The 19224-nt window shown below is 64.4% G+C and carries 10 protein-coding genes and 1 tRNA gene; 8 read left to right on the top strand and 3 right to left on the bottom strand.

Annotated features, from left to right (window positions below):
• The 3 genes from GON01_RS02525 to GON01_RS02515 all read left to right on the top strand — a co-directional run.
• Positions 1–830: hypothetical protein (locus GON01_RS02525; RefSeq protein ID WP_220128475.1), on the top strand; the 830-nt coding region annotated here is incomplete at its 5' end.
• Between the two features lie 176 nt (positions 831–1006).
• Positions 1007–1489 (top strand): hypothetical protein, encoded by a 483-nt coding sequence (locus GON01_RS02520; protein WP_157025647.1) that lies wholly within the window; start codon positions 1007–1009, stop codon positions 1487–1489.
• 204 nt (positions 1490–1693) lie between these two features.
• The gene (locus GON01_RS02515; protein ID WP_157025646.1) at positions 1694–2653 is read left to right on the top strand and encodes a hypothetical protein; all 960 of its coding nucleotides are present in this window, start codon (positions 1694–1696) and stop codon (positions 2651–2653) included.
• A gap of 94 nt (positions 2654–2747) precedes the next feature.
• Here the strand turns inward: GON01_RS02515 and GON01_RS02510 are convergent, their stop codons facing one another.
• Positions 2748–3368: a hypothetical protein gene (locus GON01_RS02510; RefSeq protein WP_157025644.1), complete on the bottom strand. Its 621-nt coding sequence runs from the start codon at positions 3366–3368 to the stop codon at positions 2748–2750.
• 133 nt (positions 3369–3501) lie between these two features.
• Between GON01_RS02510 and GON01_RS02505 the strand changes: the two genes are divergently transcribed.
• From GON01_RS02505 to GON01_RS02485, 5 genes are all read left to right on the top strand, one after another.
• A tRNA-Val gene (locus GON01_RS02505) sits at positions 3502–3576 on the top strand.
• Between the two features lie 627 nt (positions 3577–4203).
• Positions 4204–5790 carry a ShlB/FhaC/HecB family hemolysin secretion/activation protein gene (locus tag GON01_RS17305; RefSeq protein ID WP_157025642.1) on the top strand — a complete coding sequence of 529 codons (1587 nt, stop codon included), beginning with the start codon at positions 4204–4206 and terminating at the stop codon, positions 5788–5790.
• Entirely contained in the window at positions 5790–14063 is an 8274-nt protein-coding gene (locus GON01_RS02495) for a two-partner secretion domain-containing protein (protein ID WP_157025640.1), read from the top strand. Before GON01_RS17305 ends, GON01_RS02495 begins: the two co-directional genes overlap by 1 nt.
• A complete protein-coding gene (locus GON01_RS02490) occupies positions 14060–17209 on the top strand; it encodes a CHAT domain-containing protein (protein WP_157025639.1) in 3150 nt (1049 codons plus the stop codon). The genes GON01_RS02495 and GON01_RS02490 overlap by 4 nt, the downstream gene beginning before the upstream one ends.
• A gap of 24 nt (positions 17210–17233) precedes the next feature.
• Positions 17234–17875, top strand: a complete 642-nt coding sequence (locus GON01_RS02485) for a hypothetical protein (RefSeq protein WP_157025637.1) — start codon at positions 17234–17236, stop codon at positions 17873–17875.
• A gap of 10 nt (positions 17876–17885) precedes the next feature.
• Here GON01_RS02485 and GON01_RS02480 read toward each other — a convergent pair whose 3' ends face one another.
• Positions 17886–18383, bottom strand: a complete 498-nt coding sequence (locus tag GON01_RS02480; protein ID WP_157025635.1) for a hypothetical protein — start codon at positions 18381–18383, stop codon at positions 17886–17888.
• Between the two features lie 127 nt (positions 18384–18510).
• Entirely contained in the window at positions 18511–19209 is a 699-nt protein-coding gene (locus GON01_RS02475; RefSeq protein WP_157025633.1) for a hypothetical protein, read from the bottom strand.
• Positions 19210–19224: the final 15 nt, after the last annotated feature.

Raw genomic sequence — 19224 nt, 5'->3', positions numbered from 1 at the left:
TTCGCTCCACCTACGGGCGGGCATGGCGGCGGAGGAACGAATGCACTAACATCAAACCCGGACCACTCGGTGGGGGCCGATCAAAGGCGCTGGAGTTGAAGGCCCTTGATGATGAAGGCGAAGATGCTGAGGCGAGGGAACGTAAGCGCCGTTATGCAGGCGACTTAACCGCAACGTCGATTTACCGGGCCTTCAAAGGGGACTGGCACAGCGGGGGGCGCTTCTACGGCGGATGGTGGATGAGCTTCCCTAGGGCGCTAAGACCCTACATTACGATCAATGGTGAGCCCGTAGTTGAGCTTGACTATAAGACGCTACACCCCGAACTTTTGTATCAGCGCCTGGGCAGGCCGCTTCTCTTCGACCCATACCTTGTGCCTCCTTATCTTGGCACCGAGATGCGCGACTTGGGCAAGCGAACGTTCAACCGACTTCTTAACAGAGCTAGTCCCGATCCTGCCAAGCGCCTCAAAATGAGAGCTGCCAAGGGTGACTTGGCTGTTCTTGGTAAGAAGGACACTTTTAGCGGTTATCTTGCCAGCTTCATCGCCCGGCTCCCTGATGTAGAACCCTGGTTTGGCACGGGAGAGGGTATCCGTCTTCAGCGTGAGGACAGTGAGCTTGCGCTATCAGTAATGGAAGAGATGGAAGGCCTCGGTGTGCCCATCCTGCCCATCCACGACAGCTTCATCGTAGCTCATAAGCACGAGGAGCAACTGAGGCTCGCCATGCTGGACGCCTTCTTTACTAGATACGGGGACGTGCCTCTTATCGAACCGAAGGGTCCTCCGGACCAACCTGTTTCCGGGGCACCACGGGTCCATAACTAAGTCAAATAAGCCTCGTTCACCCGAGAGGCGTACCCATGGGGCGAGTTTCTGTATCGGAGCGTACCATTTCCAAGCCAGCCGGTCCGCACGGACCACAATCCGACCCACGTTTCACCCTTCATCAGCGACAGCCGCGAGCCGACAAACTGGACGCCCGGCAGCGGCGGCTCTGCCATGTGGATGACGGCTTCAAGGAAGCTCTCAAACGGCGCGTAGCGAGCGAGGAGAGGTTCTCAGCCTTCATTGACGGTGCGGCCTTCTACATCGCCCTGGAGCGCCCCTGCGCCCGTTGTGGCGACTTCCGCAAACGCACCCGTGACAGGTCCTGCTACCGCTGCCATCTCAATCGGGGCGGCGAGAACTTCGAGCGCATGAAGGCAGGCATTGCTCCCGTTGCGAAGCGCAGCAAAGAGGGCCACCTCGACCTGCTTGAGCGCAAGCGGCGGGAGCGAGAGGGAGAACACCTAGAGCGATCCTTCGGCAACCTTGTGGCCAAGCGGTGGCCGACGGGGCGTCTCGAAGTGACCTTTCCCGATGGCTACAACCAAGCCGACATGGCCCAGCTTCAGCAGTGGGAACTACTCAACGCGATGGAAGAGTTTCCCTTGCTGGCAGACGTGCTGACTTGGGCTGGCTGGACGTTGCCGTACAGGGGCTGACGGCATTGGCGGCAGGGCGCTGCTGACGCTGCTACTGTCGCATCCGTACTCCGCGGCCTAGCGTCGGCCTTCCTAGGCGGAGCGCTGCTCTCCTCAGCGAGCGGCTAGCAACGCACGTTCGTGAACGGCTGGCGTGGATATGCAGCCTCCGATACGTGAGCGCTGGGGCTTGCCCCTTATCCGACTATGCAGGACCACGCTTGGATGTCCGAGGACCTGAAGACGAAGATTACGAGCTGGCTGGCCAACGAAGGCTACCCCCTTGAGTACTTCACTGCTGCCACGTTCAGGGACGCTGGCTTGTCCGTGTATCAAGGGTTGCACGTGCGGGCTGACATGAACAGCAAACCGAGAGAGATGGACGTTGTAGCCCAAGCCACCTTTCGAGACGACCATAGATGGATACGGCTAGAAACCGTCGTAGAGTGCAAGTGGTCTGCCGATAAGCCGCTGATCGCGTTTACGTCACCGCAGGCAAGGATGCAGACCTCCGCTTGTATAGCGCAGACGATTAGTAGCGAGGTATGGGACGCGCTGCTGTGGCTTCTGCGGGGCAGTCCCCTCCTGCACGGGTTAGCCCTATTCCGAACGCCAGAAAATCCTGCGTTCGGTGGACGCCAAGCCTTTGGTAATCAAGATAGATTTTATGGGGCCTTGGCCTCTGTGACAGCTGCTTGCTCGGCAGTCGTTAGGCGCACGGACCGTATGAATGGAACACGGGGCTTCGTGCCGGAGTACGGCATCGCTACCTTCCCGGTAATCGTCGTGGATGCGCCCCTGTTTGAAGCGTCATACGATGACGACAATGCCGAAGTCAGCGTTAAGGAGGTGCAGTCCACCCGCTGTCACTGGCGCGGTTCCGCTGACTGGCCTCTAGTCACCACCATCGACGTAGTGACACGCGACGCCCTGTCCGACTTTGCATACGAGCGCAGCGCAGACTTCCAGAAGCTAGGGATGATTGCCCTCGAACAGCTGGATCTTCTTTTGAAGGCATATGCAAAGAAGGACAAAGACATCATCTTCGGCCAGCGTGGCGTGTCTGGGCGCTCTGCGGCACCTAGGCTTCTCCAGCAGCTGTTCCGGCTAAGTCGAAGCGAGGAGACCGAGCCCGTCTCCCCGCTTGAGGGGATGACACCAGAGCAGTCTGACGACCGGTTCTGACCAAAGGACCTCGAGGGCAGCGAGTAGCGGGCGCATTCCATGGCTCGGTAGCGGATTTGCTACGGGAACCAGGGCGTTGGCCCCAGCCGATCACCTAGAGATCGCAAACCCATTCTGGCGGGGGCTGGTCTGGGTAGCTGACTTCCACCCTGAAGCGCTCTCCGACATAACGCTGGATAGCGTCGATCAGCGGTCCGTTGTGCTCTCGAACCTCAATGCGGCCGGGGTGTACCTTCTTAGTCCTTGCATCCCATAATGGTGGGACCAAGCTATCACCCTCGCAGGCTAGCCAGCACATTCGATAGCCGCGTAGCAACTGGTCCCTTGTCTTCTGCCACCAAGGGTCTTCATCTTCGCGAAACAAGGGTTGGCAGTGCAACAAGTGATTGAGGGACCGTTCGGCGAACTCGACCAACTGATCAGGGACTGGAGTGTGGTAGGTGGTGAACGTTGTCCCGTCTGGAAACTTGAAACGCATCCTGGCGATGGTGGCGTTGTACGACTTACTCTTAATCCGCTGGTTGGTTTCGCCGAGCTTCCAAGGGCGTATTTTGGTTCCCTCGTAGGCGAGGAGTGCTTCAGTGTACTCGGCCTGCCGCGCTTCGATGCAGCAGCGTAGCTCGTAAGCCGCGTAGAATAGAGCTTGGGGCGTCCCGGTTTGCAGCGCCGCCCTGGCCCGCGCCAGATAATCTCGTGCCGCCGTGCCGTAAGCCATCGTCGCACCTCAGCAGCGAAGTTCGCTGAACACAATCCCAACACACTGAGCTTGCGCTAGTGCGCTAAGGCGGGGTAGTCGCACGCTAGCGAGTAGCGGGAAACCCTCAGTTTTCTGGGCTTTTCGGAGAAGTGGGCGCGTAGCTCAGTGGTAGAGCACTGTGTTGACATCGCAGGGGTCGCAAGTTCAATCCTTGCCGCGCCCACCATAAAAGCCTCGGGAATCGTTGGATTTCCGAGGCTTTTGTTTAGCTCGAATTTGTCCGCATAAGCCACGTATCCGCGCGAAGTCCGGCTGAAGGTCGCCTGTAGCGCGAACGAGCATCGAAGTGTTCGGTCCTGAAAAGGGTGTGTCGTGGAGTGCCTGTCGTGCCGGCGCCCCGCCGAGCGCTCGTCGAGTCTCTGCGCGACCGACTCCTTCATGACGGCGTCTGCCTGCTGGTGGCGAAGTCCCGAAGATATAGTCGGTACCCGTCAGTCGTTGCGCAGGTCGACTTGATCTATGTCGTGTTCTGCAAATGCTAATCGAGCGAAGATATCGGCCAATAATCCCAGTTGACTCTTGGTAAACGAGGCTTAACCTTCGCCAAGTCTAAGTACGCTTAAACAAAGCAAATGGCGCCGGCGTAGACGGTGCACAGGGGGGCTTGTTGATGCGTGACGCGCTAAAGCGGGCGGCACTATTTGCGTCCGGGGTGGTGCTGAGCACCCACGCGATCGCACAGCAATCCCCTCCAGCTGCACCTCCCGACAGGCAGGCCGCTCCGGCAATCCCAGGTCGAGGCCAAGTCGAGCAGCCGGCTCCTGAAACAACCTCGGCAAAATCGACGGCGCGCGTGGATGCGCGCGGCGCACTCCAGCAAGTGCCCTGCGCGCTGGAAGATTCGCCTGTTCGCGTCACCCTCACCACGGTGACGTTCCAGCGGCCGGACGGCAGCCCGGTCGCGCCGGAGCTTCAAAGCCTTTTGTCCCAGGTCGGTACCGGCCCGGGCGGCGAGCAGCCCATTTCCGTGGTCTGCCGGATTCGGGACCGTGCCAATCAGTTGCTGAGCGACGCGGGCTATGTCGCGCTCGCCCAAATCCCGGCGCAGCAGATCAGCTCCGGCGATCTCAGGATCACCATCGTCACTGCCAAGATCGTCGAGGTTCGCATCATCGGCGACCTGGGGCCGTTCCGCGACGCCATCGAATCGCGGATTGCCGCGATCCGTCGCCTCGATCCGCTCAATCGTTACGATGCCGAGCGCATTCTGCTGCTGACCGGCGACATTCCGGGGGTGGATGTGCGGCTGGCACTGAGCGCTGCGGGAACCGCGCCCGGCGAAGTCATCGGCTCGCTGACCGTCGAAACCCGGCGCGCGCAAGTTCTTTTCAACATTCAGAATTTCGGTTCGCGCCAACTCGGGCCAACGGTTGCTTCCGTGCGTGCGGAGGCATACGGCGTCACCGGCCTCGCCGACCGCTCCTTCTTTGCCTATTCGAACTCGCTCGATTGGGACGAAATCCGCGTTGCCCAGGGTGGGCATGACTTCGCTTTGAACGACTCCGGTCTGCGCGCCGGAGTGCGCGCCAGCATTGCCTTTTCGCGACCCGATATCCCCAATCTGGACCTGCGGTCGCGCTCGGCGATCGTAGGCGTGGAACTCAGCCAATCACTGGTCCGCACGGTTCAGGAACAATTGGGCGCGACTGCCGGTCTCGAGATTCTCGACCAGCGGACGAAGCTATTTTCCGGCGGCCGCGGCTCCCCGCTGACCCGTGATCGCCTGCGCGTGCTTTTCGCTAGGATCGACGGGCAGGTGACGGTACCGTCGCAGCGCGGGGACGTCCTTGCGAGCATGGCGGGCTATGCCGAGCTGCGCAAAGGGATCGATATCCTGAGCGCCACCGATCGCGGCGTCACGCGCAACGGCTTCGCGCCGAGCCGCGCCGAAGGCAACCCGCAGGCGACGATCTTTCGCGCCGAATTGGTGGGTGAGTGGCGGCCGCATCCTCTCTTTACGCTCGGCGCCCAGGCGTTCGGCCAATGGGCCAATGATCCGGTGCTGAACCTCGAGGAATTCTCTCTCGGCAACTTCACCTATGGGCGAGGCTATGATCCCGGCGCGAACGGCGGCGACCGGGCGTTCGCGTTTCGCATAGAACCGCGGATCAGGCTGCCTGTCGACGCGCCGGTCAGTTTCGAGCTGACCGGCTTCTACGATTGGGTGCGGCTCGACAATCTCGATTCGACCTCAAGCGAGAAGAACCGCCTGCTGCGCTCGATCGGCGGTGGAATCCGCATTCTCAAGGCCGGGCGGTTCGTGGTGGATGCCATCTATGCGCATCCGCTTGACAAGGCGCTGACCAGCGACGAGCGCAAGCCGCGCAATCGCTTCCTGATCTCATTCACGACCCAACTCTACCCTTGGGGGAGGCGCTGATGTCCGCCGCTATCACCTCGCACGGCCGCGCCCGGGCGGCGCTTCGTCATACATTGTTGCGCGGGACCGCGCTCGCGCTCTGCGCAGCGATTTCGTCGCCGGCCGCCGGCCAGACGCTGCCGGTCGTCAGCAACGCGGGCGGCGCCACGATCACGAATCCGACGGCGGATTCGCTGCAAGTGGACATCAACGGCGCAAACCGCGTCGTCACCTATGACAGCTTCAAGCTGGGCACGAGCAATTCCGCGACCGAAGCCCTGATCTTCAAGAACAGCGGGGTCGCCGGGCAGTTCACCGCGGTCAATCGCGTAACCGGGGGCGGCGGCTCGGAAATCTGGGGATCGATCACCGCGCAGGACTCGGTGAACGTGTGGCTGATCGATCCGGCCGGCATCACCTTCGGTACAACCGGGACGTTCAGCGGGAACAGCCTCGTTCTCAGTACGCTCGATTTCAAGAATGCCAATTTCAACGCGCCGCAGTTCGCCGGCACGTCCGACAAATCGGTCACGCTCAGCCCCGGCAGTATGCTCACGGCGAATAACGGCTCGCTGTTCGCGCTTGCCCAGCAGATCGATGCCAGCGGCGCACTAAGGGCATATAATGGCGCGATCGCGCTGGTGGCGACACAGGACATCAGCTTCACCGACATCGTCGGCAGTCCGCTCGCCTTCACCATCAACAAGGGGACGGAGCTCAGCGGCGCGCTGGTAAGCGCGTCGGGAACGCTCGACGCGCAGCGGATCGCGCTGGCGGGCGGCACCGAACTTGCCATGACCGCCGCGCTGCTGAACGTGCAGCCTGGCGCCAGGCTGACCGCGACGGCGGCCGGGGATTCGATCATCCTTGCCACTGACGACCAGGGGACGATCGTCACAAATGCAAGCCAGACCGCCGCGATCGCCGCGAGCGGGAGGCTGGTGACGACGGATGCCAGCGGCAATATCGTGGTCAACAGCAATGACACGGCGACAGTCGACGCGGACGTGACGGCGCCCGGTTATTACTACGTCACCGGCGCCAAGGGCGTCGTGCTGGGCAAGGACAACATGACCGTCACCCAGAGGGCCGGCGGCGAGGTGAAGATCACCGCCACGACCGGTGACGTCTTGGGCAAGGGCGCGCTGACGCTTCAGTCGAACAGCGATGGCGTTCTGACCGAGCCGCTGACGCTGAAAGCGGCGGACGCGGCCGGAAAGGTCGATTTCAACGCGGCAACGACGCTGCTGGGCGGAAAGGCCCTGGAATCGGCCGTGGTCGTCACGGGCGGCGCGGGCATCGCCCTCGGCGACGTGACGGCGAAGAGCCTCGGCAGCGATGGCACGACGCTCACGTCCGCGGGAGCGATCAGCCTGGGCAACGTCAATGTTGCCGACGGACTTGCGATCAAGAGCACGGGCGACTCGGTAACCGCGGTCAGCCTCACGGCGGCAGGCGACATCGCCGTACAGGCCAATACGAACTTCCAGGCGACCAAGGCCGTGTCGAATGGTGGCGCGCTCGCCCTGACCGCGACGACGGGTGACATCGCGCTGGCTACCGGCACCGCCGCGACCAGTGCAACCTTGAACGCGGGCGGCAAAGCGACCGGCGGCAGCGTGTCCGCCGGAAACAACACCAGCGTGACGGCGGGCGGGGCGATCACCTTCGCAAGCCTCGCCGCGACGGCGGGCAGCGTGACCGCGACGGGCGGCAGCGTCGATGTGGGCACAGTGAGTGCCGGCACGGCGGCAACGCTGAAATCCAGCGCCGGCAATGTCCGGCTCGGAAACGGCCAGGCTGGCACCAACGTCGTGGTCGACTCCAAAGCGCTCGCCACGGTGGAGGGCGATGTCGCGGCAGGCGGAAACTACAGCGTCACCGGCGCCACCGGCGTGGTGCTGGGCGATGGCGCCACGCGAACGCAAAGCGCGGCGGGGAGTGTCACGGTCACCGCGGCCGCAAACGACGTGATCGGGAAAGCCAATCTGACGCTTCAATCCAACAGCGACGGCGCAGGCGCGGAGGATCTTACGCTGACAGCGGCACGTGCGGTGGACTTCCAGACGGCGAGCCTATTGCGGGGCGGCACCGCGTCGCAATCGAGAGTGCTGGTCATGGGCCCCACAGCGATCACGCTGTACGACGTCAAGGCGAAGAGCCTCAGCACCGATGGCGTGACGTTAACCTCCAACGGGCCGATCGCGCTGCACGACGTAACGGTGACGGATAGCCTTGCGATCAAGAGCGCCAACAGCTCGATCATGGGAGGCACGCTGACGTCCGGCGGGGCGCTTTCGCTCACAGCCACCAATGGCGACATCGCGCTGACCACCGGCACCGCCGCGACTGACGCGACATTGAACGCCGGCGGCAAAGCGACCGGCGGCAGCGTGTCTGCCGGAAACAACACCAGCGTGACGGCGGGCGGGGCGATCACCTTCGCAAGCCTCGCCGCGACGGCGGGCAGCGTGACCGCAACCGGGGGCAGCGTCGATGTGGGCACAGTGAGTGCCGGCACGGAGGCAACGCTGAAATCCAGCGCCGGCAATGTCCGGCTCGGAAACGGCCAAGCTGGCACCAACGTCGTGGTCGACTCCAAAGCGCTCGCCACGGTGGAGGGCGATGTTGCGGCAGGCGGAAACTACAGCGTCACCGGCGCCACCGGCGTGGTGCTGGGCGATGGCGCCACGCGAACGCAAAGCGCGGCGGGGAGCGTCACGGTCACCGCGGCCGCAAACGACGTGATCGGGAAAGCCAATCTGGCGCTTCAATCCAACAGCGACGGGGCAGGCGCCGAACCCCTGACGATAACCGCCGCCGGCTTAGTGAACTTTTCGACGGCGACAATATCGGGCGGTATCGCCGGCGCGCGCTCGAACGTAACGATCGACGGCGGAACATCGGTTGCGCTGAATACGGTCACCGGCGCGAACGTCACACTGAAGGCCGGAGGTGCGCTGACGGGAGCGAGTGCCACCGCAGAAACCGGCAACGTCACTGCCATTGCCGGCTCGATCGACTTTGGCGGGTTCGCGGCCATGAACGACGTTTCGGCGACTGCCGGAGTCGTCACACTAGACTCGGCCATTGCGGGCAATGGCGTGATGATTACCGCCTCGAACGGGGACGCCCGGCTCGGCACCGGCAGCGCTGGTATCACCGACGTCGTTGTCGCGGCGGCGGACATAGCGACGGTGGACGGCGATATCGTCGCAAAGCGCGACTATATCGTCACCGGACAGAACGGTGTTGTCCTCGGCACAAGCGGAACGCCCGTGAGCCAAAAGGCCGAGCGCAATGTCATGGTCGCGGCCACCACGACGGGCGACGTCGTCGGCCGGGATGGCCTGACCTTGCAGTCGGAGGCTACCGGTGCCAGCGCGGGACCGCTGACGATCTCCGCTGCGGGAGCGGTGAGCTTCGCGACCGAGACGAACATAACAGGCGGTATCTTCCACGCACGTGCGGACGTGACGATCGACGGCGGAACATCGGTCGGGCTGGGTACGGTCACCGGCGCGAACGTGGCGCTCACGGCTGGCGGCGCGCTGACGGGGGAGAGTGCCTCAGCGGAGACCGGCAATCTGACCGCGAGTGCCGGCTCGATCGACTTTGGCGGGTTCGCGGCGGCCGATAACGTCACTGCGACCGCGGGGAATATCAAGCTTGTCTCTGCGACCGCGACCAAAATGGCGCTGACGGCCAAGGCGACCGCGGGAGACCTGACACTGGGCGCCGGCCGCGCCGGAACGAATGCAACGCTGACCGCAACTGGTTCGGCCGATGTGGACGATGCCGCGGCAGGATCGAACATCCTGATCGATGCGGCAGCGGGCAATGCCCGGCTTGGCGCCGGCACCGCGGGAACCGACATCGCCATCACGGCCGGCCAGTCCGCGACGGTTGATCGCGATATCTCGGCGGGCAACGATTACGTGGTGACGGGTGGAACCGGCGTGGTGCTTGGCGACGGGCAAGCTCGGACCCACTCCGCCGGCAACGCTGTGACGATCACGGCAACGACCGGGAATATCGTGGGCAGCGACAAGCTCACCCTGCAGTCGAACAAGGCCGGTGCGAATGCGGCCGGTGCGCTGCAGCTCGACGCGGCCAACGGCAGCATCTCTTTCGCGTCCGCAGCGGTCGACGAGTCCAAGGACAGCACGGTGGTGGCCGGGTTGGCGACTGGCGACGCCAACAACCGATCCGACCTGCTGGTGCGAACCGGCTCAAGCGGCTCGCTGACGCTTGGAACGGTGACCGCGCGCAAGATGCGGTCGATCCGCGATCCGGCGAGCGTCCGGCTGGCAGGCCCGGCGACGCTCGGCGCCACGACTCTCGACGAGGCGCTCGATCTCGCAACCGCCAATGGCGCGATCAGGACGACCAGCATCACCATCAACGATCCCGGCGCGTCGCTGCGCTTGAGCGCGGGAGGCGCGTCAAGCGATCTGACGACGACCGGCGTGCTGAAGGTCAACGCGGCGGACATCCTGCTGACGGCTGGCCAAGATATCGATCTGGCGCGGGCCAGCTTCTTTATCGACGAGGAAGGGAATCCGACGGCGAACACGGTCGGAATGCTGGCTGGCAAGAATGCCGTTGTGGCGAATGTCGAGGCGGCTGAGGACGTCGCTATCCAGACGGGGCAAGACCTTTCGTTCTCAGCAATCACTGCAGGTGACGACATCGACATCGTCGCGGGAGGCTCGGTCACGGGCGGTTCGCTTACATCGACGGGCCAAGGCGCGGACAACAGCGCGGTCCGATTCGCGGAGCCAGCGGGCGATCCGGCCGCGATCAAAGTCGCCGGAGCAGCGCCGGACGGCCACAATATCAGCGTCTCGGCCGGGAGAAATGTCGGCTCCGCTCCCGGCCTGCCGCGCGATCCCGGGTTGATCCTGGCCAGCTTCCGCGCCGGATCGCTGACAGCCACGGCCGATACCGGAGACATCCGCATCGGCCTGGCGACAGCGCGTACGGACGACATTCACAGCATGGCAGCCGGATCGGTGTCGGGCCTGAACGATCAGGGCACCCCGACCGACGGGCTTGCCATTTCAGCACCCGGCTCGGTGAACATGAACGTCGCCGGCACGGTCGAGCTGACGAGCTTGACGGCCGCTCAGGTGACGATCACGGCGGGATCGCTGCTGCGGGTGACCGATGGCAATGTGACCGGCAGCGCGACGCTGGAGACGACGAGCGGGGGCTCGGGCCCGTTCCGCAACGTCCCGGCCCCGGTTGTGCCGGGCTATGGCGCGGCCGATCTCAAAGCGGCGCGGAACATCATGGTGACCGCAAACGGCGCTGGTCAGTTCGGCACGCTCGATGCCGGCCAGGACATCGACGTGAGTGCATCCGCCTTGACCGTAGGAACGGCCAATGCCGGTGGCGGCTCCCTGTCGCTGCTCGCCCGTGCGGGCCTGCTGGCGCTCGGCACCGGCACCGCTGCGACCACGGCGACTTTGGTCAAGCGCGACGACGATGGCGACGGCCTTGCCATCGCCAGCGACGTGCTGACGGCGGACACGGTGACCGGCGGCACCGGAGTCGAGATCCGAAGCGCGACGGACGCGATTGTGACCAGCCAAGCGAAGGCCACGGCCAACGACCTTTTCGCGAGCGCAACGCGTGACGTTTTAACGGAAGCCGGAACGGCCGGCCGCACGACCGCGATCGTAGCCGGCCGAGACCTGTTTGCAACGACGCTGTCGGCCGGTGAGGATGTCGCGGCTGCGGCCGGACGAGACGCGAGCTTCGGCACGGTTGCGGCCGGAGACAATGTGACGCTCAGGGCCGAGACCGGCGCCTTGATGCTGAACTCCGCCACGACGGCCGGCGGCGGCGGGGACGATCTGGCCTATCTGCTCGCCACGAGCAAAGCAGGCACGGCCGATGCGATCATGGCCAGCGGCGTGCTCGTCAATGGTGATGTGAGCCTGAACGCCAAGACGAACGTCACCGCCACCACCGCGGTCACCGCCGTGGGCACGCTGGCGATCCGCGCGGGCGGCAATGCCAGTTCGACCGACAAACTATCAGCGGCCGAAGACGTGTCGATCAACGCGGGTGGCGCTGCGGCATTCAACACGATCGCGGCGGGCGACGACATCGACGTCGCCGCGGCGGGCGCCGTCTCGCTGCCAAGCGCGTTGGCCGGCAGCAATATCCGGATCGTCTCCGCGTCCATGGCTGTGGGTGACGCGATCGCCAGTAAAGGCGCGTTGGTGTTCACGGCGGAGACGGGCGATCTCGCCCTTTCCAACGGCTTCGCCGGAACCGACGCGACGCTTAGCGCGCTCGGCGGGTCGGCGACCGGCGGGATCGTGCGCGCCGGCGGCGGAAACATAACCGTCAACGCGGGGCCGCTGCTCAGCTTTTCCGAGCTTATCGCGTCCGGCTCCGTCAGCGGAAGCGCGGGAACCGTCCTCGTCGGAGGCGCGACGGCCGGCAGCAGCATCGGCCTGAACGCGGGCGCCGGGCGTCTCGATCTCGGCACTGGAAGCGCCGGGACCACAATCGAATTGCTGAAGCGCGGAGCGAGCGATGTCCTGAACGCCGGAACCCTTTCCGCCGGCACGGGGATCACAATACGCAGCGAGACCGGCGCGCTCGTCCAGTCCGCGACGACGACGAAGGGCGACCTGACCGTCAATGCTGCGAACGACGCAAGTCTGGGGTCGGGTGCGGCAGCGGCCGGTTCCCTTGCAATCCTGGCAGGCGGGAGCGCCACATCAGGCACGAAGCTGTCGGCGTTCGAAGATGTCGCCGTGCGCACCGGAGGGGCGGCTTCGCTCGCGATGATCGCGGCCGGCGACGATATCGATGTCCTCGGCGGCGACACCGTCTCGATCGCTGCCGCGAGCGCGGACAAGAGCGGCGGCGATACGCGTTTCGCCAATCTGTCGCTTGCGTCGGCTGGACAGGCGAGCGGCATCCAGTTCGCGGCCGGCGACCCTGAACTCTCGGGAAGCAACATCCGCGTCAAAGCCGCCGCCATAAGCTTGGGCGAAGCGACGGCCTCGAAAGGCGCGCTGACCCTCACCGCGCTCAATGGCAGTCTTGCCATCACCAAAGGCACCGCCGGCACGAACGCAACGCTGATCGCGGCCGGCTCGGGCCAGCGCCTGACGATCGGCGGAGGCGGATTGAACGCTTCGGGGCAGATCTTGCTGGACAGCGCCGGCGACATCGCCATCGGCGGCATGGTGAGCGCGGGCGGCGCAAACCCCAATCTTACGCTGCGGAACAGCGGCGCCGGAGCCACGGTGATCGGCGAGGGTGCCGGTTCGGGAAGCTTCAACCTGGCGGATGCCGAGATGGACAATCTGTCGGCGGCCAACATCGTCGTCGACTCCGGAGCGCAGGACGTCACTTTCGGTCAACTGAGCGTGGCGCCCGGTACCGGGACGTCCAGCTTGCGGTTCCTGGGTACGGGGACGGTCGAGCTGAAAGGCGCGATCACGATGGGCGGCGCGAGCAGCAGCTCGGCCCCGAGCCGGACGCTGCAAATCGGCGGCGGTGCTGGTCCCGCCGCAGTCGTAACCGGAACGACGCCGCTGGCCGCGCTGATCCAGGCCGATGTCAGTGCCGCGAGCCTGAAATTAGACGACGGTATCGTCGATCTGAGGGCGAAGCGCATCGTGTTCGGCAGCGGCGGCAGCATTGCACGTTACGTCAAAGCGTCGCCCGATCTCGTCTCCACCGACATTTCCCGGCCCTCGTCGAATATCTACCAGCCTTCGGGACCAACCACATTTCTTTCGGCGGGCCGCCTTCTCGTCAGCTATTCGGATTTCGCTCTTTTCCAGAAGACGCTTCCGGCAGGCGGCGGCGCGGACATCAACAGGTCGGGCCTGTCCACCGACCCGTCGCTGCAGCTCTTCAGCACCGGCGACAACGTCTCGAACAGCTTCGCGATGTTCGGGACGGTGAATGGGCTCGTCTCGTCGGCAGCGGCGGTCCCCCCGGTCTTCTTCGACGATGTCGGTGGACGGCGGACAAACCGCGTCACTCAGGTCAATTCCCGCGTGAACGGCTGCGTGATCGGCGCTCCGGACAAGGGATGCCTCAACACGGACCCGCCCCGGCCGAACTTCTCGGTTTACGACCAGCGGCAGACGCAGTTGTTCGGACGGGCCGAGGATGCCTCGCTGTTCTTCAATCCGCTGATCGGGCGCGGCAATGAGGGCCTGATCGTCGACATCGCCGACGCGCCGGTCGGCATCGATACGATCGACTGCCCGCCCGACGATGCCAGCTGCAAAAACCCGGGAGACGAGAAATGACCGCGTTCGCTCGTCAATGGCACCTGTTGGTGCCCGCCGCGCTCGTTGTCGCGCCACAATATCCGGCGGTGGCGAAGCCGACGCCGCCCGACCGCTTCGAGCTTGGCGCGAACAGCGCCGGCGATTCCTGCTCGGCATCGCGGCAATGGACGATGGGAGAGGGGGGCATCCGCCTGTCGGGCGCCCAGCCTTTCGCCATCACGTGCCGGGGTGTGTCGGCGGCCGAAGCGCAGGGCTATCTGAGCGCCCCGCGCGAGCATCCAAGCATCGATCAATGCGGCGCGCCAGCCGCGGCCAGCGTCTCCGGTATCGGTCCGGTCGAAGTGCGCCGTTGCTTCGACGCACAGCTCGGACGCCCGGTGGTCGACATCCGCTTCGAGCGCAAAGGCGCCAGTTACCAGGGCGCGGCGCTCGAAGTCGCGCTGGGGCCGCTGGAGTCGGCGCTGAAGGTTGTCGCCGCGAGCAGCGCCCCGCCATCGGGCCGCAAGACGGTTGCGCCGTCCATCAAGCTCGACTCGGTCCCGCCGGGTCCGGTCGTGACGACGGTTGCGCAGGGCTCCGGAATCACGGCGGAAGCAGCGCTCACCGAAGGGGTAAGCGGGCTGCAGGCCGGACGAATGCTCGACGCGTCGCGCGTGCTGAACGATGCGTTGCGCGCTTTTGCCGACGCCGATGCCGGAACCAAGCTGGACCTGCGGCTCGCCGCCGGCCTTGCCGACTCGAACCTTAGCCGGTTCAGCGACGCCGAAGAGCATTTCGCTGTCGCGCAGCTGATCCTGGCCAACAGTCCAAATCTGCCCGACGGGCCCTACAAGCAGCAGCAGCTCATCACCTATCGCGGCATCGACCGTATCAACCAGCACCGCTGGGCCGACGCGATCGAGATGCTTTCCAGAGGCGGCAGCGGCGTCCGCGACCTCCAGGATCCGACCACGCTCAGCCGGTTGAACCAGGAAGCAGCGGTTCAGGCCGGCTCGCTCCAATCGTCATTGACGGACGCCAATGCCCTGTCGCGCAACCTCTTGGAAGCGCAGCGCAATTGGGCGCTCAGTGTCGCCTATCTCGCACTCGGCCGGACGGCTGATGCCGAGCGTGCGCTCGCGACGGCGGCCGAGGCGGCGCGCGACCCAGTGCGGGAGATCGCCCCCGAGCGGATCGTCTGGATGCGTTCCTCCATCGAGCGTCAAAAAGCCCGCATAGAGGCGCGCAAGGGCGATTTCGGCACGGCTCTCGCCAGCTTCGATTGCGCCATTTCAGCCTTGCAGGGTAGCGCGCCGCAAGAACCCGGCACCTGCGTGTTCGTCGAGCGCCGCCCCTTGCCGGATACCGCTCTGAACGCGCCCCTACTCGTCGAAGCGCAGCTGGAACGCGCGAGCACTGAATCGCGCGATCCGGCCCGACAACAGGTCGCGCTCGCCGACTATAGTTCCGCGGTGCAATCGCTCTCCAACCTGACCGGTACCGGCTATGTGTCGCAGGCGGCTCTGGAGCGATATTTTTCGCTGCTTACCCAGGCGCCGGAGAGCGACTCGCGCGACGAGGAATATTTTCGCGCCATGCAGATGATCAGCGAGCCGGCCAGCGCGCGCGAGCTCGCGCAACTGCGCCAATCGGCAGCGAGCGACCCGAAGGTTGCGGATCTGCTGAGGCAGCGGGTCGGTCTTGAGCGGCAGCTCATCCGGCTGCGCTATGAAATCACCGCCGCGACGGGTGCGGCGCAAGCGGACTTGCCGGGGTTGGAGGCGGAGCGTGCCGCGGCCGACGCAAAGCTGGCGGAGGTCAATGCCGCCTTGCTCGGCGCGCGCGGCATCGGCGCCCTAGAAGATCAGCCCGCCACGATCGCCACCATCCGCAGTGCGCTGGCTCCGGGCGAGGTTTTCTGGAAGCTCGTGGCGCTGCGCTCCTCGATGTTCGGCATTGCGATCGGTCGCGACCGTACCCTTGTCTATCAGGCGACCGAACGTCTGCCGCGGATCGACAACCAGGCCGTGACAGTGCTGACCAGCGCGCAAACCGATGAAAGCGGCTCAACCCGGCTGTTCGCGGTTGCGCCGTCGCACCAGTTGTTCGAGGCGATCGCAGGGCCAGCCGCGTCGATGGTGGCCGGTGCCAAGCGGATCATCTACAATCCGGCGGGCGAATTGCGTCGCCTGCCGCCCGCCATTTTGGTGACCGATCCGGCCTCGGTCGAGGCCTATCAGAAACAGGTCGCAAAAGGCGACTTCAGCAAGGTCGCGTTCCTGGGGCGGAACGTCGAATCAATGGTCGCGCTTTCGCCGCGCTCGTTCCTGCAGGCGCGGGCCCGGCAGGCATCGCTGGCGCCAAAGCCATTCCTTGGATTGGGCGAAAATTCTCCGCCGGCCCCGGTCAGCGACGCCGTCGCCAGCAAGGCGATGCCGTTCGACTGCACCGTGAGCTACGGCGCCTGGGCCGCGAACATGATGAGCGCGCGTCCGATCAGCGCACGCGAAATCTCGGTTGCAGCCGATGCGCTCGGCATCGGCAGCCCGCCGGAAATCGTCGGGCCCAGCTTTACGGACGCCAATCTTCTGTCGGGCCCCGCCAGTCAGGAACTGAGCCAGTACCAGATCCTGCATTTTGCGACTCACGGCCTGCCTGAACAGCGCTCGCAGGTCGATCAATGCTCGATGACGATCCCGCCTGCGCTGCTGACGACGCTCGCTCCTCCCGCCCCTGACGGCAAGATCATGTCGGACGGTCTGCTCTCCTTCTCCGAAGTGGCGGACCTGCGCCTCGACGCGAACCTGGTCGTGCTCTCCGCGTGCGACACCTCGTCCGGCGCGGTCGCGACCGGCCGCCGAAGCGGCATCGAGGAAAGCTCGCCGGCGCTGGACGGGCTGGTGCGGTCCTTCCTGGTCGCCGACGCCCGATCCGTGCTGGCGACATTCTGGAGCGTGCCGGCGACCCGCCAGAGCGACGATCTGATGGCGGCATTCTATCGCGCCGGCCGCACAAGCTCGATGTCGGCCGCGCTCAAGTCCGCGCAAAACACGCTGATGCAGCAGCCGCGCTACTCGAACCCCTATTATTGGGGCGCCTATTTCCTGGTCGGCGACGGCGCGAAAATGATGTTGAGCGGGCCGCGGACGGCGTCCACGTCTTCGGGAGACCCCAGGCTGAAATGATCTGACGCTGATGAAGGAGCTTCCATGCCTGTTCCGGCTCAACCGAAGCGCGACTGGTCCAGTGTGCCCATCGAGGCGATTATTGACCGGGAGTTCGGACTCAGCCCCGAACTGAAGAGCGGCGCCTCCGCCTATGCCGATATGCTCGGCGAATGGCGTCAGAGCGGCGATGATGTGCAATTCCTGGAACGGCTGCTCGATCACGCCGGGGCATGCTACCGGAACTCTGGCCAGCCGCAGGCCCATCTTTACACCTTCAGCGATGGCGCCGTGAACTATCTGTACGACATGGTGCTGGATCGTGTCGTGCTGGTCTGGGGCGTTTCACGAACTGTTGCTCCCAATAGCCGGGACGATGCCTATCATGCCGGATATCCTTCAGCCGGCAAGGACACCGACAAGGGTCATGCCTGGTCGCATGCGCAAGGCGGCCGCGAAGGAGGTCCGAATTATTTCCGCCAGGCGCGCCGGCTCAACCAGGGGCGCTCGGTCAATGGCAAATTGTGGCGGGCGATCGAGAGCTACCTCGCCGCCAACGCCGGCCTGTCGGCATTCATTCGCCTGATCTATGCCACGCAGAACCAGGGCGATCGCCCAGACGAGGTCGAATACGGCATCGTCTCGAGTACCGGGCAGTTCCGGGCCGTGATCTTCCCGAACAGCTAGGAAGCGGTGCTCAGCGCCGGGCGGCAATCATGACCGAGGACGCCTCTTCCCTGCACAGCTTGGCCGGGGCGGCCGGGCGCACTTCGGCGGCGGTGGCGAAGCGCACCAGCGCGGGAGTCGAGCCGGCGTTCGCGGCCATGCGCGCGATCGTGCCCAGGTCCTGGCAGCTCAGCCGCGCGGCGCCGCCCATGAAACGGTCCGCCTCGCCGGAGACGAAGTTGTGATAAGCTTGGCGGCCTTCGGGGCCGAACTCGGACGCGAAGTGGCTGCGCAGCGTCTCGCCGGCACCCTTCAGCGCTTCCGAGTTATTGCGAACGAACGCATTGTAGTCGCCGGAAAAGTTTGCCGAATCCTGCATGCAGCGCATCGCGCCCACCATCAGCATCGTCTCGAGCTCGCGCACCTGCGCGGCTTCGAACGTCGCCTGGTTCCAGCACGCGGCCTGGGTCGGCGTTGCCAGCATGGCCAAAGTCGCGGCGGCGGCGGTGCTTTTCAGAAGGAGCTTCATCTCTCGCTCTCCAACTCGGCGGCCGGACAGTTGCGGCCAGAGCCCGTTTCTGCACAGAAACGGTAAGCGGAGACTGAAATGGTATGGCTAAATCAAGCTTTACATTTCCGAAGGCGACACGCGGACGTCAAACGACATTGTCAAGATGCCGATGTTCGTAAGCCTGAGGCACTTCAAGATGGATGCAAGCACCCGTCTCAACGAATTGCTTGGCCAGCTTGGCCGTGGATCCCTTTGGAAGTCCGATCCGGCTGACGCTCACCGAGGCGGTCAACACTTCGATGAAGTGGTGAAGTGCTTTAGCAGGAGTCACGCTTTCCGAGGCTATGTCGATTACATTCAACTTCGAAGGGTCGCATTGATGTCTGCTCACGCACCCTATCCCATGCTTTTCCTCCAAGCGGCCAATCTCATGAGCCATTGAGGTGATGATCTGCTCCTTTGAATGCGTAGTATACCCAACCGGTTCTACGCCCGGGAGCATGCTAATGGCATGAGCAAGGCCGGGCGCCACCCGATCATTAAACTGTATCGTTTTCGCAACCTGCTCTACCCTTGCCCCGTGCTCCTTGTACATCGTCTTATTCGGCTTCAAATTCTGGTACATGACACGCGCTTGATGAGCGGGAGAGCGGTAAGTCGATGTGATTTCTATACGGCTCACTTTCGCCTTTAGCATGAGGTTCCTTAGCAGAATGAGGGTCGCTTGAGACACGAAGCGCTTGTCCCGCTCATGCTGGAAGTGGATGTTAGGTTGAGCGGCACTATGTTTTCCTCCCAGTTGGTGGGCTGGAATCTTTGCCCTTGCCTTGTCGATATCGGCCATGACGCTCCCTGTTCC

This window comes from Sphingomonas horti (assembly GCF_009753715.1).
Taxonomy (GTDB): Bacteria; Pseudomonadota; Alphaproteobacteria; order Sphingomonadales; family Sphingomonadaceae; genus Sphingomonas_B; species Sphingomonas_B horti.
The sequence above is the reverse complement of the archived record's forward strand: the minus strand, read 5'-3'. Positions and strand labels throughout refer to the sequence as shown.

Bases quoted from the DNA above. Each gene is read 5' to 3' on its own strand.
- GON01_RS02515 (WP_157025646.1), top strand. From the start codon at position 1,694: ATGTCCGAGGACCTGAAGACGAAGATTACGAGCTGGCTGGCCAACGAA.
- GON01_RS02510 (WP_157025644.1), bottom strand. From the start codon at position 3,368: ATGGCTTACGGCACGGCGGCACGAGATTATCTGGCGCGGGCCAGGGCG.
- GON01_RS02495 (WP_157025640.1), top strand. From the start codon at position 5,790: ATGTCCGCCGCTATCACCTCGCACGGCCGCGCCCGGGCGGCGCTTCGT.
- GON01_RS02490 (WP_157025639.1), top strand. From the start codon at position 14,060: ATGACCGCGTTCGCTCGTCAATGGCACCTGTTGGTGCCCGCCGCGCTC.
- GON01_RS02485 (WP_157025637.1), top strand. From the start codon at position 17,234: ATGCCTGTTCCGGCTCAACCGAAGCGCGACTGGTCCAGTGTGCCCATC.
- GON01_RS02480 (WP_157025635.1), bottom strand. From the start codon at position 18,383: ATGAAGCTCCTTCTGAAAAGCACCGCCGCCGCCGCGACTTTGGCCATG.
- GON01_RS02475 (WP_157025633.1), bottom strand. From the start codon at position 19,209: ATGGCCGATATCGACAAGGCAAGGGCAAAGATTCCAGCCCACCAACTG.